The organism is Sulfitobacter sp. SK012 (assembly GCF_003352085.1).
Taxonomy (GTDB): domain Bacteria; phylum Pseudomonadota; class Alphaproteobacteria; order Rhodobacterales; family Rhodobacteraceae; genus Sulfitobacter.
In genome coordinates, this window is the sequence record NZ_CP025804.1 from 1,034,333 (window position 1) to 1,050,011 (window position 15,679).

The 15,679-nt window shown below is 53.4% G+C and carries 14 protein-coding genes; 4 read left to right on the forward strand and 10 right to left on the reverse strand.

Annotated features, from left to right (window positions below):
• Positions 1-25 precede the first annotated feature (25 nt).
• On the forward strand, positions 26-1,237 hold the full coding sequence (locus C1J03_RS05245; protein ID WP_254694180.1) for an MFS transporter: 1,212 nt from the start codon (positions 26-28) through the stop codon (positions 1,235-1,237).
• On the opposite strand, the gene C1J03_RS05250 is transcribed toward C1J03_RS05245, so the two are convergent.
• The 3 genes from C1J03_RS05250 to trpA all read right to left on the reverse strand — a co-directional run bounded on the left by C1J03_RS05250 (position 1,234) and on the right by trpA (position 3,927).
• Complete coding sequence (locus C1J03_RS05250) at positions 1,234-1,833, reverse strand: hypothetical protein (protein ID WP_114884383.1); 600 nt, start codon at positions 1,831-1,833, stop codon at positions 1,234-1,236. The genes C1J03_RS05245 and C1J03_RS05250 overlap by 4 nt on opposite strands.
• 10 nt (positions 1,834-1,843) lie before the next feature.
• Positions 1,844-3,010 (reverse strand): alpha-hydroxy acid oxidase, encoded by a 1,167-nt coding sequence (locus tag C1J03_RS05255; protein ID WP_114884385.1) that lies wholly within the window; start codon positions 3,008-3,010, stop codon positions 1,844-1,846.
• 125 nt (positions 3,011-3,135) lie between these two features.
• Entirely contained in the window at positions 3,136-3,927 is a 792-nt protein-coding gene (trpA, locus tag C1J03_RS05260) for a tryptophan synthase subunit alpha (RefSeq protein ID WP_114884387.1), read from the reverse strand.
• Positions 3,928-4,061: 134 nt separating this feature from the next.
• Here trpA and C1J03_RS05265 point away from each other — a divergent pair, with 134 nt between their 5' ends.
• Both C1J03_RS05265 and ychF read left to right on the forward strand, forming a co-directional pair.
• Entirely contained in the window at positions 4,062-4,250 is a 189-nt protein-coding gene (locus C1J03_RS05265; protein WP_114884389.1) for a hypothetical protein, read from the forward strand.
• Positions 4,251-4,341: 91 nt separating this feature from the next.
• Positions 4,342-5,439, forward strand: a complete 1,098-nt coding sequence (ychF, locus tag C1J03_RS05270) for a redox-regulated ATPase YchF (protein ID WP_114884391.1) — start codon at positions 4,342-4,344, stop codon at positions 5,437-5,439.
• Between the two features lie 260 nt (positions 5,440-5,699).
• Here the strand turns inward: ychF and C1J03_RS05275 are convergent, their stop codons facing one another.
• From C1J03_RS05275 to C1J03_RS05285, 3 genes are all read right to left on the reverse strand, one after another.
• The gene (locus C1J03_RS05275) at positions 5,700-6,419 is read right to left on the reverse strand and encodes a porin family protein (RefSeq protein ID WP_114884393.1); all 720 of its coding nucleotides are present in this window, start codon (positions 6,417-6,419) and stop codon (positions 5,700-5,702) included.
• 129 nt (positions 6,420-6,548) lie between these two features.
• The gene (locus C1J03_RS05280) at positions 6,549-8,768 is read right to left on the reverse strand and encodes a mechanosensitive ion channel family protein (protein ID WP_114884395.1); all 2,220 of its coding nucleotides are present in this window, start codon (positions 8,766-8,768) and stop codon (positions 6,549-6,551) included.
• Between the two features lie 106 nt (positions 8,769-8,874).
• Positions 8,875-10,455: an arylsulfatase gene (locus tag C1J03_RS05285; RefSeq protein ID WP_114884397.1), complete on the reverse strand. Its 1,581-nt coding sequence runs from the start codon at positions 10,453-10,455 to the stop codon at positions 8,875-8,877.
• A 153-nt stretch (positions 10,456-10,608) separates the two neighbouring features.
• Here C1J03_RS05285 and C1J03_RS05290 point away from each other — a divergent pair, with 153 nt between their 5' ends.
• Positions 10,609-11,520, forward strand: coding sequence for a LysR family transcriptional regulator (locus C1J03_RS05290; RefSeq protein WP_114884398.1), 912 nt, complete (start codon positions 10,609-10,611; stop codon positions 11,518-11,520).
• Between the two features lie 102 nt (positions 11,521-11,622).
• On the opposite strand, the gene C1J03_RS05295 is transcribed toward C1J03_RS05290, so the two are convergent.
• The 4 genes from C1J03_RS05295 to C1J03_RS05310 form a co-directional block, all read right to left on the reverse strand.
• The gene (locus tag C1J03_RS05295) at positions 11,623-12,558 is read right to left on the reverse strand and encodes an HlyD family secretion protein (RefSeq protein ID WP_114884400.1); all 936 of its coding nucleotides are present in this window, start codon (positions 12,556-12,558) and stop codon (positions 11,623-11,625) included.
• 139 nt (positions 12,559-12,697) lie between these two features.
• Entirely contained in the window at positions 12,698-13,543 is an 846-nt protein-coding gene (locus C1J03_RS05300; protein ID WP_114884402.1) for a peroxiredoxin family protein, read from the reverse strand.
• An 80-nt stretch (positions 13,544-13,623) separates the two neighbouring features.
• Positions 13,624-15,264 (reverse strand): arylsulfatase, encoded by a 1,641-nt coding sequence (locus tag C1J03_RS05305; RefSeq protein ID WP_114884404.1) that lies wholly within the window; start codon positions 15,262-15,264, stop codon positions 13,624-13,626.
• The gene (locus C1J03_RS05310; protein WP_114884406.1) at positions 15,261-15,539 is read right to left on the reverse strand and encodes a hypothetical protein; all 279 of its coding nucleotides are present in this window, start codon (positions 15,537-15,539) and stop codon (positions 15,261-15,263) included. The genes C1J03_RS05305 and C1J03_RS05310 overlap by 4 nt, the downstream gene beginning before the upstream one ends.
• Positions 15,540-15,679: the final 140 nt, after the last annotated feature.

Consider the following 15,679-nt stretch of genomic DNA (forward strand, 5'->3'; position numbering starts at 1 on the left):
GGAATAGGGGTCGTGAAAAGTCCAAATGTCGTCCGAGGCGCTTGCCCCTTTTCTGCGGGCGTGGCACAGCGGCGATATGAGCCTCATCGGTGATCTCCGCGCGACACGCAAACCGTTGGCTGGCTTTGCCGCAATCGGGATAACTTGGGCAGCGTTTTTTGCGCAAATGCCAGTGATCAAGGCGGGCGTCGGCGCGTCCGATGGCGCCTATGGCGTTGCAGTTTTGTGGGCAAGTTTGGGCGCCGTGGCTGCGATGTGGTTGGCCCCATATGCGCAACGGTTGGTTGGGGCTTGGGCCGTGCCGTTGGCCATTGTCGTGATCGCCATTGGGCTTTTTGGGTCAGGGGCCGTGCCTTCGTTGTGGTTGTTGGGGCTGATGTTGTTTTTGGCAGCCTCCGGGTCTGGCATCACCGATGTGCTGATCAACGCTGATGTGTCACAAGTTGAGGCCGACACAGGCCGTTCGCTGATGAACCTCAACCATGCGCTTTATTCGTTTAGCTATGCCGCGTCGGCTCTTGCGGTAGGCGTGCTACGCGAAGCTGGCGTGGCCCCGATGCCCATATTTGCAGGCGTGGTCTGTGTGTTGATGTTCCTGAGTTGGGCCAGTTTCGGAACGGCGGACCACCCTGATGCTGCTGCCGAAGCTGGTACGTCACAGACCCCCAAACTGCCACCGGCACTGATCTGGTTGGTCGGTGGCGTGGTGTTCATTGCTTTTCTGTCAGAGGCATCTGCAGAAGGCTGGTCTGCTCTGCATCTTGAGCGCACCTTGGGCGGTGCACCGGCTGAAGGGGCGCTAGGGCCTGCATTGCTTGGGCTGACGATGGGAATTGGGCGGTTGTCTGGCCACGCGCTGGCGCGCTTCATGCGCGATACAACGCTGATGATGCTTGCGATGCTTACCTGTGCTGCGGGATTGGCGATTGCAGGGTTGGCTGAAACGGTTGTTGTGGCGCTCTTGGGTTTTGCGATCGCAGGTTTGGGTATCTCTGTCGTGGCCCCATTGGCGCTGGCATTGATCGGTCGGGTGATGCCGCGCGGTATGCGCATGGCGGCCATTGCGCGGGTGTCCGTCATTGGCTACGGCGCGTTTTTCTTTGGGCCGCCGCTGATGGGGTTGATCGCCGAAGTGATGAGCTTGCGCGCGTCGTTTGTGACAATCGCCGTGGTACTGGCAGTGGTTGCGCTGACACTGATCCCGGCGCTGGCCCGCAAGGTGGCTGCAGAACGCTAAGGCGTGTGCAGATGTCCGCCGGCAATCAGCACCTTTTTATGCAGTGCGAAATCGGCGGCGCGAGATTTGCGCAATAGGCTCTCGGTCTCTGGGCTGAGCGGAGTCGGGGCCTCGGGTGAGACATTTTTGACTTTGATCTCGACAGGGCCCTCCATCTTCTCAGCCAAAAATTCACGCAAGAGCGGCTGTTTTTCATAAGCAAAAAGATGAGTTACGCCGGGCGATTCTTTTCCAACGCTTAGAAATCCGTACTGGCTGCCCACATCCGCAAAACTAGGTGGTTGATCCGAGATTATGGCGCGCACGAAGGCGTCGAAATCTACGCCTGCCATGTCGTTACGCTCTGCTATGCGGTAGCGGTACCAGCTGCGCAGTTGCGCTAGCGGGTCGCGCATCACTGCCATCGTTTCAGGTTCTAACCCATAGGCTTTTTGCAAGAAGGGCATGATCTTGCGTCGATACCTACCAACTGGCGTATGCTTGCGGTGTTTGTAAAATGCGATGTCGGCCCAAGGCTTTAACGCCATCTCAAGTGCTGTTGAGCCGGTTTTGGGTACAGAAAACAACACAAGATTAGCCCGCGAAAAGATCAGCATGGGCGGAGGTTCAATCCTGCCATTGTCCCTCAAAATCTTTTGGGATTAGCAAGTTATGGCGTCCCAGATCGGTCACGGCGGTCTCGCCACACAAGGCCATCGTTGTGTCCAGTTCCTTGTGGATAACCTCGAGCGCCTTTGTCACGCCAGCCTCGCCCATCGCCCCAAGGCCGTGGACATACGCGCGCCCGATATAAGTGCCTGTCGCGCCCATGGCGATCGCCTTAAGCACGTCTTGGCCTGAACGAATGCCGCTATCCAGATGTACCTCTATTTTGTCGCCCACCGCCTCGAGAATGGAGGGGAGAGCCCGAATTGAGCTGAGCGCGCCGTCCAATTGCCGCCCGCCGTGATTGGACACGATGATCGCATCAGCGCCAACATTCAGGGCCAGTTTTGCGTCCTCAGCATCCAGAATGCCCTTGAGGATCACTTTGCCATCCCACATGCGGCGCAGCTGCGCGATACGCTCCCAATTGAGCGATTGATCGAAAGCTTCATTCGTCCATGACGCCAACGATGTAGGGTCTTCCACGCCTTTTGCATGGCCAACAATATTTCCAAAGAACCGGCGTTTGGTTTGCAGCATCTCCAAGCCCCATGGCACCTTGGTGGCAAGGTTGAGGATGGATCTTGGCGTCAGTTTGGGTGGCGCTGACAGGCCGTTCTTTATGTCTTTGTGGCGCTGCCCCATCACCTGAAGATCGACCGTTATAACGATGGTAGAGCAGTTCGCCGCCTTTGCACGGTCCAGCAGGCGTTTCATGAAATCGTCATCGCGAAGGGTATAGACCTGAAACCAGAAGGGCTTGGTTGTTACACTTGCCACGTCCTCAATCGAACAGATCGACATAGTGGACAGGGTAAAGGGCACGCCAAATGTTTCAGCTGCGCGCGCGGCTTTCATCTCGCCGTCGGCATTTTGCATTCCCGTCAGGCCCACAGGAGCGAGGGCCACCGGCATGGAGACGTCCTCGCCGATCATTTTGGTCTTGGTCGTGCGGCCGGTCATGTCCACAGCGATACGCTGGCGCAGGCGGATCTTGTCAAAATCAGTGGTGTTTTCGCGAAAGGTCTGTTCCGTCCAGCTGCCGCTCTCGGCGTAGTCGTAAAACATCCTTGGCGTGCGGCGCTCATGCAGTTTTTTGAGGTCAGCAATGTTGGTAATAACGGGCATGAGGACGCTTTCGAGTTAAGGTAATAAAACCTTACCAATTGCCACGACTATGGTCAATCTGGATGCCTTGGCCCATGAACGCTGGTGCTTAGCTCTGGGTTTTGCTTCCGGCCGCGTGCCTCGGATTAAACTGAATGCGCGCCGTCGCTGAGCGATTTTACAAATGCGAGCACATCTGCCGTGCTGTCACCGTTCGCGATGCGGCTGACGATGGCTGATCCGACAACCACGCCGTCGGCTACGCTGGCAATGGCGCGCGATTTCTCGGGCGTGTTGACGCCAAACCCTACAATCACAGGCAAGCCGCTGGCCTTTTGAATGCGCGTGACTTCGGGCCCAACATCCCCGGCTTCCGCTTCGGCGGAGCCAGTGATCCCTGTGATCGACACATAATACACAAAGCCTGAAGTGTTTTGAACGACACGGGGCAGGCGCTTGTCATCGGTTGTGGGGGTGGCCAGACGAATAAAGTTCAACCCAGCAGCCTGCGCGGGCAAGCATAGCTCGACGTCTTCTTCGGGGGGTAGGTCCACGACGATCAGGCCGTCAATGCCAGCCGCTTTGGCTTCGGTTAGGAATTTATCGACGCCCATTGAATAGATCGGGTTGTAGTAACCCATCAGAACAATGGGTGTGGTGTCATCGTCTTTGCGGAACTCAGCTGCCAACTCAAGGGTCCGGCGCAGGGTCATGCCGCTCTCAAGTGCGCGTTGGCCGGCAAGTTGAATTGTCGGCCCGTCAGCCATTGGGTCCGTAAAGGGCAGGCCCAGTTCAATTACGTCAACACCTGCTTCGGGCAGGCCGCGTACGATCTCGAGCGAACGGTCGAAATCAGGATCACCAGCCATCACGTAAGAAACGAAGGCTTTTTTGCCCTTGGATTTGAGATCTGCAAATTTGGCATCGATGCGGGTCATAAAAGGGCTCTTTCCTGAATTGTCGTGTTTGCAATGCCCAAATCCGAGGTGGAAATCAATCCACCACGCGCAGGGCAGGGCAGGAATTGAGGCAATTCCTTTAAAATCTTCGAACGCGTGCCTAGGTAAGTGTCATGAATTATATACTCGCCATCCTTTTGCCACCTCTGTCGATCCTGCTGACAGGCCGTCCAATCTTGGGCATCGTCGTATTCTTTATCTGGATACCGGCGCTGATTTTCTCAGGGGGACTGACGCATCCGATGTTTATCGTCTTGGCGTGGTTGCTGATTTTTCAATCCAGAGAGCGTGTCAGGCTCTGAGGCTTGCACTGGGACCCACTTGGGCCTAGGACAGCCAGAGTTTTTTAGGGCCACGATGTTGTGCCCTGGTTTTGAAAAAAGGACGCCAGCCATGGGTTTCAAGATGGGTATCGTGGGACTGCCGAATGTCGGTAAGTCGACCCTGTTCAACGCACTGACCCGCACCGCTGCGGCGCAGGCGGCCAATTTTCCGTTTTGCACGATTGAACCCAATGTGGGCGAAGTTGCTGTGCCCGATGCGCGCCTAGACAAGCTGGCAGCCATCGCAGGGTCCAAGCAGATCATTCCGACACGCATGACTTTCGTGGATATCGCAGGCCTCGTTAAGGGGGCCTCGAAGGGCGAAGGACTGGGCAACCAATTTTTGGCGAACATCAGGGAAGTTGATGCGATTGCGCATGTGCTGCGCTGTTTTGAAGACGGCGATGTGACCCATGTGGAGGGCCGCGTGGACCCGGTTGCCGATGCCGAGACAATTGACACCGAGTTGATGCTTGCTGACTTGGAAAGCATCGAAAAGCGTCGTGCCGGACTGGTGCGCAAAATGAAGGGCAACGACAAAGAGGCTGTGCAACAAGATCGCCTGCTGGCCGCTGCCCAAGCCGCCATTGAGGAGGGAAACCCCGCCCGTGTGGTTGAGGTAGACCCGGATGATGCCAAAGCGTGGCGGATGCTGCAGCTGCTCACAACCAAGCCGGTGCTGTACGTGTGCAACGTCGGTGAAAGTGAAGCGGCTGAAGGCAACGCGTTTTCTGCGAAGGTCGCCGAGATGGCAGCGTCACAGGGCAATATGCATGTGATTATCTCGGCTCAGATCGAAGAAGAGATCAGCCAGCTTGAGGTGGACGAAGCGCAGATGTTCCTCGATGAGATGGGCCTTGCCGAAGCGGGCCTTGATCGTTTGATCCGGGCAGGCTTTGAGCTGCTGCACCTTGAGACGTACTTTACAGTTGGCCCTAAGGAAGCGCGCGCCTGGACCATCCGTGAGGGTACCTCTGCGCCAAAAGCCGCAGGTGTGATCCACGGTGATTTTGAAAAGGGCTTCATCAGGGCGGAAACCATCGCTTATGATGATTTCGTGAGCCTTGGCGGCGAGGGCCCTGCGAAAGAAGCTGGCAAGATGCGCGCTGAAGGCAAAGCTTATACCGTCAAAGACGGCGACGTGCTGCACTTCCTGTTCAATACCTGATCGAACGCCGCCACTTTATGTTGCCGAAACGGTTACTTGGCCCAAGCGCGAAGGTGTGCTTGGGAAGGTGCTCGCCTACCTTTCGATAGGACCCATGACAAAGAAATGACCGCGTAGCCGAAGGTGCTTCTCCGTTAAGGGGGAGCCCGACACGCGTTCTGGGCTCATTGTGAGAAAATCTCAAAAGAGCCCAGAATACCTTTTCGGTTGAGTATGCCATGCCGCTGATATTGCGGCGGTTGGGCAAGTCAAATGTCGTATCAGAAGTTGTAGGTTATCCCAAAGACCGGACCGGATTGTGTGAAAGCATAGTTATTAGGGCCTTCATCATTGCTGATGTCGATATGGCGATAGCCGAGGCGGCCTACCCATTTTTCGTTGAAGGCATAATCGGCCGTCAACAGCAACTGCCAGGTCTCGCGATCGCTGGATCCGCCGTAGTCGGCCATCACGGTGCCAGACCAATCGGCATTCAGGTCGAACCGAGTGCGTACGCCAATCACCGGGTCTGTCCAGTTGTCAGAATCGTTAACAGTGGTACCCGCACCAGCGCCCGGCAAAAATGTCAGCGTCGTATCGGTGTCAAACCAACGCGCACCTGCAAGCAGGTCGGTCTGAATGGTGCCGGTATCATAGAGCCGGTAAGAGAGGTAACCCGTGAGGATTTGCGTTTTGACCGAGGCCTCTAGTCCGCTGAAGGCCGGGCCCGGTGTCGAGTTTTCAAAGCCAATATCGGTCAGCATGTAATCAACAAGAAACCCCCATTGCCCGTTGTTCCCGCCGAAAGACGCCATGAACGCCATGTCTAAGTTTTTCAGAGCGTCTGAGAAGCTCAGCGTTGCGCTGCGGTCGCCAATACTTGTTTCTGTCTCAGCCGTAAAAAGGTACACGGTGGTCGCGTATTTCCATTCCTGAGCTTGTGCGGAAACACCTAAGCAGCAAGTGGCGGCAATGGCGAAGGGGGCTAGGGTAAATTTCATATTCAGGCTCTTTCTTTGTCTTAATTTAGCATTGCGTAATCCTGTGTACGCGCTGTAGTTTTTTGCAATTTGGGCCGGTCTAGATAAGACCGAACATTCGCGGCAGAAACTTGGTCGGTGCCATCAAAATCATGGCTTCTGCTGATTGCTATCAGTGTCGGCAGCTTCTGCACCCGCAGCAGCCACGGCTTTCGTTTGCGTTTCACCTAACGGTGCGTCGTCATCGGCTCCAGACATGCTGACTCGCACTTCCTTACGGGCGAATTGGATGCCGTTTTCGTCAAATGCCTTCTGAACCATGTTATAGATGTCCTTGCGGATCGTAAACTGGGTTCCCGGCTTGGCGGTGAACTTGCCACGCAGAACAATCCCTACATCATTCACGTCCGCCACACCCTGAGATTTGAACGGTGCCAACAGGTTTTCTGAATGTGCAGGGTTCTCCATCAAATCCTGACCAATGCGTTTGAAAATCTTACGCACTTTTTCGAGGTCCGTTTCAAATGGCACGGTGAACTTGAGCTTCATGATCACATAGTCGCGGCTATGATTGGTGAGCTTTGCGATCTCGCCGTAGGGCACAATGTGGACAGGCCCAGTTGCATCACGCAGACGCAGGGATCGAACGGAGATGTTTTCGATCGATCCAAGTGTCCCACCAACGTCGACAAATTCGCCAACTCGGAACGCGTCATCTAGCAAGAAGAACACGCCAGAAACGACATCCTTCACCAAAGTCTGTGCGCCAAATCCAATCGCCAGACCAAGGACACCGGCACCGGCCAATAATGGGGCAATATTGATACCAAGCTGGGAGATGGCCAGCAACGCAGTGATCGTCACGATCGTTGCCTGAAGCGCCATGTGAATAAGAGGCAGCACGGAGGCCAGACGGCTTTTGCCTGCGCCTCCTGCTTCGGTTTCTTCACCCTGCTCAGCATCTGGCAGCTCTTCTGATAGCTTATTATTTACCCAGAGATTTGCGAATTCCCAAACGATGTAACCGACGGCAACAACCAGTAAGAATTGCACACCATTCGCGGCAATGTTCTGCCCCAGCGTACCTTCTTCGAAGTCACTCAACGAAAGCCCCCAGAGCTTGCCAATAGTAAGAACAAGGACCGCAGCCAGCACGACACGACCAACGCGAACGTAGCTGTGTTTGATCTGCTCAACAGCATTCAAAGCGACTTCGCTTGTGCCCTTGGGATCTGGTACGAGATGTTTGACGAACCCCCGCAGCATGGTGTCCAGGAATGGTGCCGCTACGATCAAAACAAGTCCTGCTAAACTCCTCGAAGGTGGGATCGTGCTGACATCATTTGCCAATAGAAGTTGCTGGGTGAGCCAGTTGAGAGACACAAGGATCATTGAAACTTTGGGCCACCAACTTGCCATGCGTTCGAGACCGGAGGTCTGTTCGGAATCGTCGCCAAGCAGGATCGAGGTTAAACCTCCACGCGCGCGCCAGGTTATGTAGACGATCCAAGCATGAAGAAGCAGGCCGATACAAAACCGCAAACTGTCTTTTTCATCGGAAGGATTAACGCCAAGTTGAGTGTTCAAGAAGAAAGCAAGGCCGGTCACGACACCGAACATTACGAAATTTCTGTAGATGAATTGCGCCGTCCAATCATCGGTTGTTACAGTCCGAAGGTCAGGCCTGTGGGGTGCCAAGAGAAAGCGAAAAACAACGCGGGCGATCAAAGGAACTGCCAAAACAACCAATATCAAAGCCACCGCAAGGCTTTTGTCTGGGCCATCGGCAAAAACGAATTTCACGACCAAAAGAGACACTATGATGAACGCGATAAGCCCGGCTGCGTCGGCGGCCAAACGAGAGACCAGCGCCCTCAGTTGAGACGTCAGATTGTCCGTGATTTGGTCCTGACTGTGTGGTTTCAATCTACCAACACCAATTGACGCCAATCGCCCAGCACCCAAGCCTGCAGCGACTGCAACGGCAAAAGAGCCGAGAAAGAGAAGCACACCGCTCATGCCCCGCGTTTCAAAGAAACCATAACCAGCGGCGAAGGCGCTTTTTATCACCAAAGGAATGTCGCGGATATTTTTCCCTGCAGAGTCTGCAAAATTGGTTGCTGTTTGACTAATCAGGGCCGCCAAGCCGGGCTTTTCTGCATCCGGGGTTGCCGTTCCCGTGGGTTGTTCGACTGACATCACGTCAAGGAAGCTTGCCAGAGCGTCGAACTGTTCCTCATTCAGTTGGGAGTGAAGATTGTTTACGGTGTTTTGGACTTCCAACACACTGACTGGTGAAGTCTGCGAATATGCTGAAAGGCTTGAAACTACGATGAAGAAGGTAGCCAGAATGGTCCGGACGTAGAGCATCGAGGCTCTCCTGTTCTTTTGAGAAACTATCGAGTTTTAGCTATGACGTAATTGTGACCGACGTCAAGAATGAGGGCGAATTAGACCGCCCTCATCTACCGTTCGTTTATTGTGACATTCCGCCTTCAGTGGAAATCTGCTCTTCCACATGCGCTTGGTTTGTAACCTTGGATCCGCGCGGCGGGTACTCGACAAAAGTAGAGAGGTGTTTCTTGACGAGGCCGGCCGCTGGCCCAAAGGCCCACATTTTGTTGCCCATCCAGCGTGTGTACATTCCGGATTCGTCCGCGGCCTTTTCATAGGGGTCGCGCCGCAGGTTGAACAGGAGTGGCGCGTTCAACTCGTCCTTCGGGCCAGCCCATCCATGCGTTTGAATTGTGAAATGCGCCTTCCAATCGTTGTACCGCACGGCCTGAAGGTCTGGGCCCTCATAATAGACTATTTCCTTGCGGTTGCTTTCGGTTTCACCAGTTAGAAAGGACAATTGGTTATAGCCGTCCAAGTGCACGTTATAGCCTTCATGCCCTTCTAAAAGAGCCTCGGGCAGGTTGTCGGGACCGCCAGCAGCAGCGATGAGTGTCGGCATCCAGTCGAGGCCGTCAAAAATCCCGTTGTTGACCTGTCCTGCTGGAACTTGTCCGGGCCAGCGAATAATGGCTGGAACGCGGAATCCACCTTCCCAGGTTGTCCCCTTTTCACCGTGGAACGGCGTGGTTCCGCCATCGGGCCAAGTCATCGTTTCCGGGCCGTTGTCGGACGTGAATACAACAATCGTATTTTCAGATATTCCAAGCTCGTCCAGATGAGCCATTACTTTGCCGACATTGTCGTCAAGCTCTTGCATCACAACGTCCTGCAGGCCGCGACCGTTGCCAAGCATCGCTTCGTATTTAGGGCTAAGGTGGGTCCACACGTGCGCGCGGGCAGGGGCCATCCAGACGAAAAACGGTGTCTCACTTTCTACTGCGCGGTCGATAAAGTCCAAGGTGTGCCCCGTAACTTCGTCGTCCAGAGTTTTCTGTCTTTCGGGCGGAGCAGCGCCATCATCAACAATACGCTGTTTGCCAACCATGCCCCAACGAGGTTCTATGGTTTCGTCAACAGTATCAGTCGCATAAGCATGAATGATGTTACGTGGGCCGTAAATCGCACTAAACTCTGGGTCTTTGGGCCAATCAGGGTCGACAGTGTATTCCATCGCATTCAGGTGGTAGAGCCATCCCCAATACTCATCAAACCCCTTGGTTGTTGGCAGAAACTTGTTGAGATCACCTAGATGGTTTTTCCCAAACTGGCCTGTGGTATAGCCCAATGATTTCAGCATGATCGCTAGTGTTGGATCTTCGTCACTCAGCCCCTTGTCCGGGTCTCCTGGAAGTCCAACGGTATGCATGCCCGTGCGAACAGGGAGTTGTCCTGTGATGAACGCAGACCGGCCTGCCGTGCAGGTTGGTTGGGCGTAATAGTCGGTCAGGCGCATGCCATCGGCCGCCAATTGGTCAAGATTAGGTGTTTTAATGCTTTTAACACCCTGATGATAGCTGCCAAGACTGGCCCAGCCCACATCGTCGGCCATAATTACGAGAATGTTGGGTTGGTTGGTCTCAGCCATTGCGCTTTGCGAGGCAACGCCAACGACAGCAATGGCCGCCGTTGCCGACAGCAAAATAGACGGTAACTTAATCATGTTCCGCTCTCCTGAATGTTAATAAACAAAAAAGCGCATGAACACGCTCATGTTAGAGCTAACGAGCGCAGCCTGCTTGCGGCAATAGTTGTTTACTTGAATTCCAGGTTGTGGAATTTAGAGATTGATAAGTGAAACCATAGGAATTCGACATTGAATGAAAATGCTCTGAATGCCTTTTTGAAGCTCGCCGAGACGGGCAGCTTTCAACAAGCCGCACGCGAGATGAGCGTTTCCAACGCTTCCTTGTCGCGCTATATTGCGCAGGCTGAAGAGCACACCGGTTTTGAACTTTTTCGTCGAAACAGGAACAATAGCAAGTTAACGCGTGAGGGTCAGGAGTTCCTCCCCGTCGCGATGAGCCTCAGAGCAGATTTGGACCGCTATTCAAAGCAAGTTGAAAACTTGCAGCAGCAGGGCCGTACAACACTTTTAATCGGGTGCGGGCCTTTGACGACCCGAGCAGTAGTTGTGCCAGTTATCCAACGGGTCATGCGCGAGATGCCCGACCTGCGCTTCAAGATACTGGTCAGCGCGTATGGACGGCCACTGGATCTGCTGCAGGACGGCGAGTTTGATATCTTCATCGGGGATTTGACCTATACGCCAGATGCCGAAGGTATTGAGATTTTGGTTCTGGAAAAGCAGCCTATCGCTTTCGTGGCTCATCCAGCGCACGAGATCCACAATTTGGAGCGCTGTTCGCTAAAGGACATTTTCGACCGTCCGTTTGCGTCAGCCCATCTTCATAAGCATTGGAAAACGACGCTGATTAAAGCTCTCGGGGGTGATGCTCTGGCGATTGAAAAGGTGAATGCCTTGCCAAAAATTGAGAGCGATGACTATGGGTTGTTGAGCGGCTTTTTGTCGGAGCCAAATATCATCGTAGGGGGAGTGCGGTCTACCTTTGCCGAACTCCTATCTACGGGGGCGGTCAAAGAGATTCCTCTTTGCACACCCATTTCTTGGAACATTTGTGCGTCCCGTAAAGAATCTGACAACTCCGCTGCGGTCAATTTGTTTTGGGCCAAGCTGACTGAGGTAAACGCTGCTCTGGGAGAATGACCCGTGCTCGAGGTCCTTTGTCTTGATTGAGACCGGTTTGACCGAGCGGCGGTGGTAACGCGCAACCTTTGATGTGAGATGCGGATTGCGCGTATTCGAGACCTACATAAACGTGCCTATCATTTTCACATAGAAGAGGACGGTGGCCAGAACGCCAACTGCGCCGGCATCCGGGCCAATTACGGTCGCTGACCCGACGGATCCAGCAGTGGCGACGGTCCGATCTAGGTCCTCAGGCCACGACAGTAGTGCGAAAGCTTCAGATGAGGCTCCGAAATCAAGAGCGTCTAAGAGCGCTGAGCCCCCTTCGATTTGTCCTGACGATGTACCAGGCGCAATGCTGACAACGCTACTTTCAAATATTTGTCCGGGCTTTCGATCAAACATAAGCTTAACCGGTGTGCCGATAGGCATTGCATCAAGCCCGTTCTGAGAAAAAACAGCGCCAAGAACCAAACTGTCTGTTCGAATGAAAGGCATGACAGGATTCATCGCACGTGCTTGGTCTCCCGCAGATACGCGGATCGAAGCGACAATGCCATCTGAAGGGGCGATGACCGTTGTCTGGTCGAGGTTGTATTGAGCAAGATCTTTGCGCCCCTGTGCCCCTTCGAGCGTGGCGAGTGCCTGATCAAGATCTTGCTGAGAAGTCGCCGCACTATTTTTGTCAAATAGTGTCTTTCGTCTATCATAGCTGAGAGTAGCGATGCCAAGATCAGCCTCGGCCTGTTTAAGGCTCGCAAGATAGGGGGTTGGGTCAACCTTAAAAAGAATGGTGCCCGACTTAACCGGCGTGTTCGCTTTTACGGCCACCTCCTCAATCGTACCACCTACCGGCGATGCGATCTCAACAACGTGGGCAATGACTGAAACGCGCCCCGATGGCGTTTTAGTATTCAAAAGCCCAACCAAGACGAGCACGATTGCCAGCCCGATAAAGCTAGCCAAAATCTTGGTGCCACGATTCCACGGCAGCAGCTCAAACTTAAAGAAGATGAGCCAAATTGGTATTGCGTAAAGGGCAATGATTATGATCATGCGCTGTTCCTCCAGAGGCCCAGCAACTATCCGGGCTGATTTCAATTGTTAGGTAGATTTTTCAGGCACGAACCCAGAGCAAACGAACCTACTCGAGTAACCGCTTCGTCCCCTCAGTGCCCCACCGCCGTTACTGTCATTAGGTAAGAATTATGTAGCCAAACGCGCCCAGCACGACGGCTAGTGTTAGTACTGCTGCATACCCACGTTTCTTGGGGGAAAGTGGCGTGAAATAAGTGGAGATATGTGCGGTCATGGCTGCCGGGAACACACTGCGCCACATATCTTTGACCGCCTGCGGCCCGCCTCTCTTCAAAGTTTCATCATAGGTTGTAAACGCCTCAATTATGGGGGCCAGCCCAGAGGTGCTCTGCGTTTTGGACAGTGTTTTTCCAGCTGCAACTGCTTCAATCGCTTGATGCACGGCAGTGTCATCTCCCGCCCAAAGCGATCGAAAAAGAATGACCCCGTTTTTGTCAGCCAGAAATATCGAGTTAGGTTTAGGGTCCAGTGCCCGGTGTAAGTCACCATCGATATTGTCTGCCGCAACTGTCCAGGGGATGTTAAAGAATTCCTTCAATGACCGAGCATTTTCCATCTTTTGTTCCATGGTGTCGGGTTGAGGAATGAGCTCCCCCGGATGGGCTTCACGCACCTGCATCATTATGAAGTCGATTTGATCTCCAAACTCTTCGTACGTCTTCAATAGGTCCGGTGTTGAGCTTGTTGTCATGGGGCAGGTTAAAGACCCAAAAATGAACAAAACCGGTTTGTCATTGAATACGTCACTATTCGTCAGGTGATCCCCGTTTGTAGTGACTAATTCAAAAGGCGGGATCGTATCCCCGGGCACAGCCGAACTCTTGCTGAAACCGCCATCCTGCAAGAAAAGTCCCAGATTTACCGTTTTGTAACGATACTCCTCGTTGGTTTTGGAACTGGCTTTAGGAATGATATTTCCGGTACTAGAATGACTGCTGTTCATTGTGTTTTCCTATCCGGCAAATACCCGCGTCCTGGGCGTCCACTTGGGCCATTGGATTGGCCAAATGGACGCAAAGCCAATTACTCACTATTATTGGAGGATAGGTCGACGACACCGTTCTCGATGCTGTACTGCTCCCAGCGGGCCACAAGTTCCTCGAGCTTTTGGGGGTGCTCTTTGCTCAGATCGTTCAGCTCAGCTGGGTCGTTTTGCAGGTTATACAATTCCCATTCAGCCGTCCCAAACGGTGCTGGCATCCAGAGCGCTTTCCAATCGCCGTCGAAGTAAGCTTTCATGCCGAACAGTTCGTAACCAACGTCGCTGTTCTTCGCACTCGTTTCTGGCTCTTGCCCCATGAGCAAAGGCAGCACTGAAGTTCCCTGGATGGGTTGTACGGAACGGCCTTGGAACTGGTCTTTTGGTTGCTCGATACCCGTCGCTTCGAGAATTGTCGGCATGATGTCCCGAATGTGCAGGAACGACCCGTTGATGCCATCGGCGGTTGGCATTTTGCCCGGCATTTTCACCAACAGAGGTGAGCGAATGCCGCCTTCGGCAGTGAAGCCTTTAAACATGCGGCTGGGCGTCATGCTTGCCTGCGCCCAACCGGGGCCCATGTCGATGAGTGAATTTTGCAATCCGCGGTTTTCGAGGCTGTTGTCAAACGTCTCTATGTATTCAAGCGTTTGCCCGGGATAGTCCTCTAAAGACGATCCATTTGCACCGTTGTCAGACATGAACAAAATAATCGTGTTCTCGTATTTTCCAGATTCCTTGAGTTCATCAAAAACGCGTTTGATCTGCTCATCCATGTAGTCGACCATGGCGGCGTAAACTTCCATATCGCGGGCTGCCAGCGCTTGATCTTCGGCTGACATCTCGGTCCATGCAGCAACATTGGACAAGCGTGGAAATGGTTCAGCGTTTTCGTCCACAATGCCGAGCTCTTTCAGCTTTTGTAGTCGCGTCTCACGCAAGACATCCCAGCCTCCGTCATAAACGTCATTGTATTTGGCGATGTAGTCATCAGGGGCATGCAACGGGTCATGCGGAGCGGTGTACGAAAGGTAGGCGAAGAATGGTTGATCATTTTCTTGGTCGCGCTCGAGCCACGCGATCAATTCATCGGTATAGTTCTTGGTTGAGTAGAAATCGTCAGGCAACGATTCAACTTCGTCCCCATTTCGGCTGTAGTTCATTGGTACAGTAGGAGTGACCCATTTTTCGTCTGCCCAATGGCTCCCACCACCTTCAATGAGCACAAATGTGTCGTCAAAGCCCCGTGCATCGGGCAGCTCTTTTTCTTCCTCTCCAAGATGCCATTTGCCAACCATGTAGGTTTTGTAGCCATTGGCTTGAAGTACTTCAGGCAAAGCCGCCACTCGATGGTTCAAATAGCCCTCGTATCCAGGAAGACGTTTAGTCTCTGGAGACATCATTTCACTCATTGTACCCAGACCGGCGCGGTGGTTGTCCATCCCAGACAAAAGAACCGAACGGGACGGAGAACAGCTGGCCAGTGCATGGAAATTAGTGAGCCGAAGTCCTTCTTTGGCAAGTGCATCGAGGGCGGGCGTCGAGATTTCACCCCCAAAAGGTCCGATGTCGGAGAAGCCCATGTCATCTGCCACAATCAGCAACACGTTTGGGCGGGTTTCCTGTGCATGGCTTGCGCTCGCAAGCGCAAACAGAATTGGCAGGAACTTCATTTTGTTGATCATTTTTTTTCCAAGCTTTGGCAGTGTGAGATTTCGTTAATCAGGGCCGAGATGCTTTTGAGGACATCGGCCTTTAGCTCCTTGGACATTGTGCCCGGTTCATTTGCGGCCTTCTCCAAATCAAAAGATAAGGTTTCAAAATCTGTGCAGATTTCGTCTAGAGGCCTGTCGGTTTTCCGCGTTTTTTGAATTTCAGCCCAATCTCTAGGGAAGGCTTTTTTGAGGTGGTTGGTCGGTGGCATTGTGAACCCGGCGAATGCTAATGTTGGTGGGATCATGATGCCGAAATCTGCATGAAAGATACGTGTTACACGGTGACTCCGCAGTGACAGGGCTTCGTATTACTTGTTAGACTGGGCTGTCGCCGGTAGGGCGGGTCAGAAATTGAGAACCAACTAGTGCAAAAAAAAGCAGGTGA

Bases quoted from the DNA above. Each gene is read 5' to 3' on its own strand.
- C1J03_RS05280 (WP_114884395.1), bottom strand. From the start codon at position 8,768: ATGCTCTACGTCCGGACCATTCTGGCTACCTTCTTCATCGTAGTTTCA.
- C1J03_RS05300 (WP_114884402.1), bottom strand. From the start codon at position 13,543: ATGAACAGCAGTCATTCTAGTACCGGAAATATCATTCCTAAAGCCAGT.
- C1J03_RS05310 (WP_114884406.1), bottom strand. From the start codon at position 15,539: ATGATCCCACCAACATTAGCATTCGCCGGGTTCACAATGCCACCGACC.
- C1J03_RS05245 (WP_254694180.1), top strand. From the start codon at position 26: ATGTCGTCCGAGGCGCTTGCCCCTTTTCTGCGGGCGTGGCACAGCGGC.
- C1J03_RS05255 (WP_114884385.1), bottom strand. From the start codon at position 3,010: ATGCCCGTTATTACCAACATTGCTGACCTCAAAAAACTGCATGAGCGC.
- C1J03_RS05285 (WP_114884397.1), bottom strand. From the start codon at position 10,455: ATGATTAAGTTACCGTCTATTTTGCTGTCGGCAACGGCGGCCATTGCT.
- C1J03_RS05295 (WP_114884400.1), bottom strand. From the start codon at position 12,558: ATGATCATAATCATTGCCCTTTACGCAATACCAATTTGGCTCATCTTC.
- trpA (WP_114884387.1), bottom strand. From the start codon at position 3,927: ATGACCCGCATCGATGCCAAATTTGCAGATCTCAAATCCAAGGGCAAA.
- C1J03_RS05265 (WP_114884389.1), top strand. From the start codon at position 4,062: ATGAATTATATACTCGCCATCCTTTTGCCACCTCTGTCGATCCTGCTG.
- C1J03_RS05250 (WP_114884383.1), bottom strand. From the start codon at position 1,833: ATGCTGATCTTTTCGCGGGCTAATCTTGTGTTGTTTTCTGTACCCAAA.
- ychF (WP_114884391.1), top strand. From the start codon at position 4,342: ATGGGTTTCAAGATGGGTATCGTGGGACTGCCGAATGTCGGTAAGTCG.
- C1J03_RS05275 (WP_114884393.1), bottom strand. From the start codon at position 6,419: ATGAAATTTACCCTAGCCCCCTTCGCCATTGCCGCCACTTGCTGCTTA.
- C1J03_RS05305 (WP_114884404.1), bottom strand. From the start codon at position 15,264: ATGATCAACAAAATGAAGTTCCTGCCAATTCTGTTTGCGCTTGCGAGC.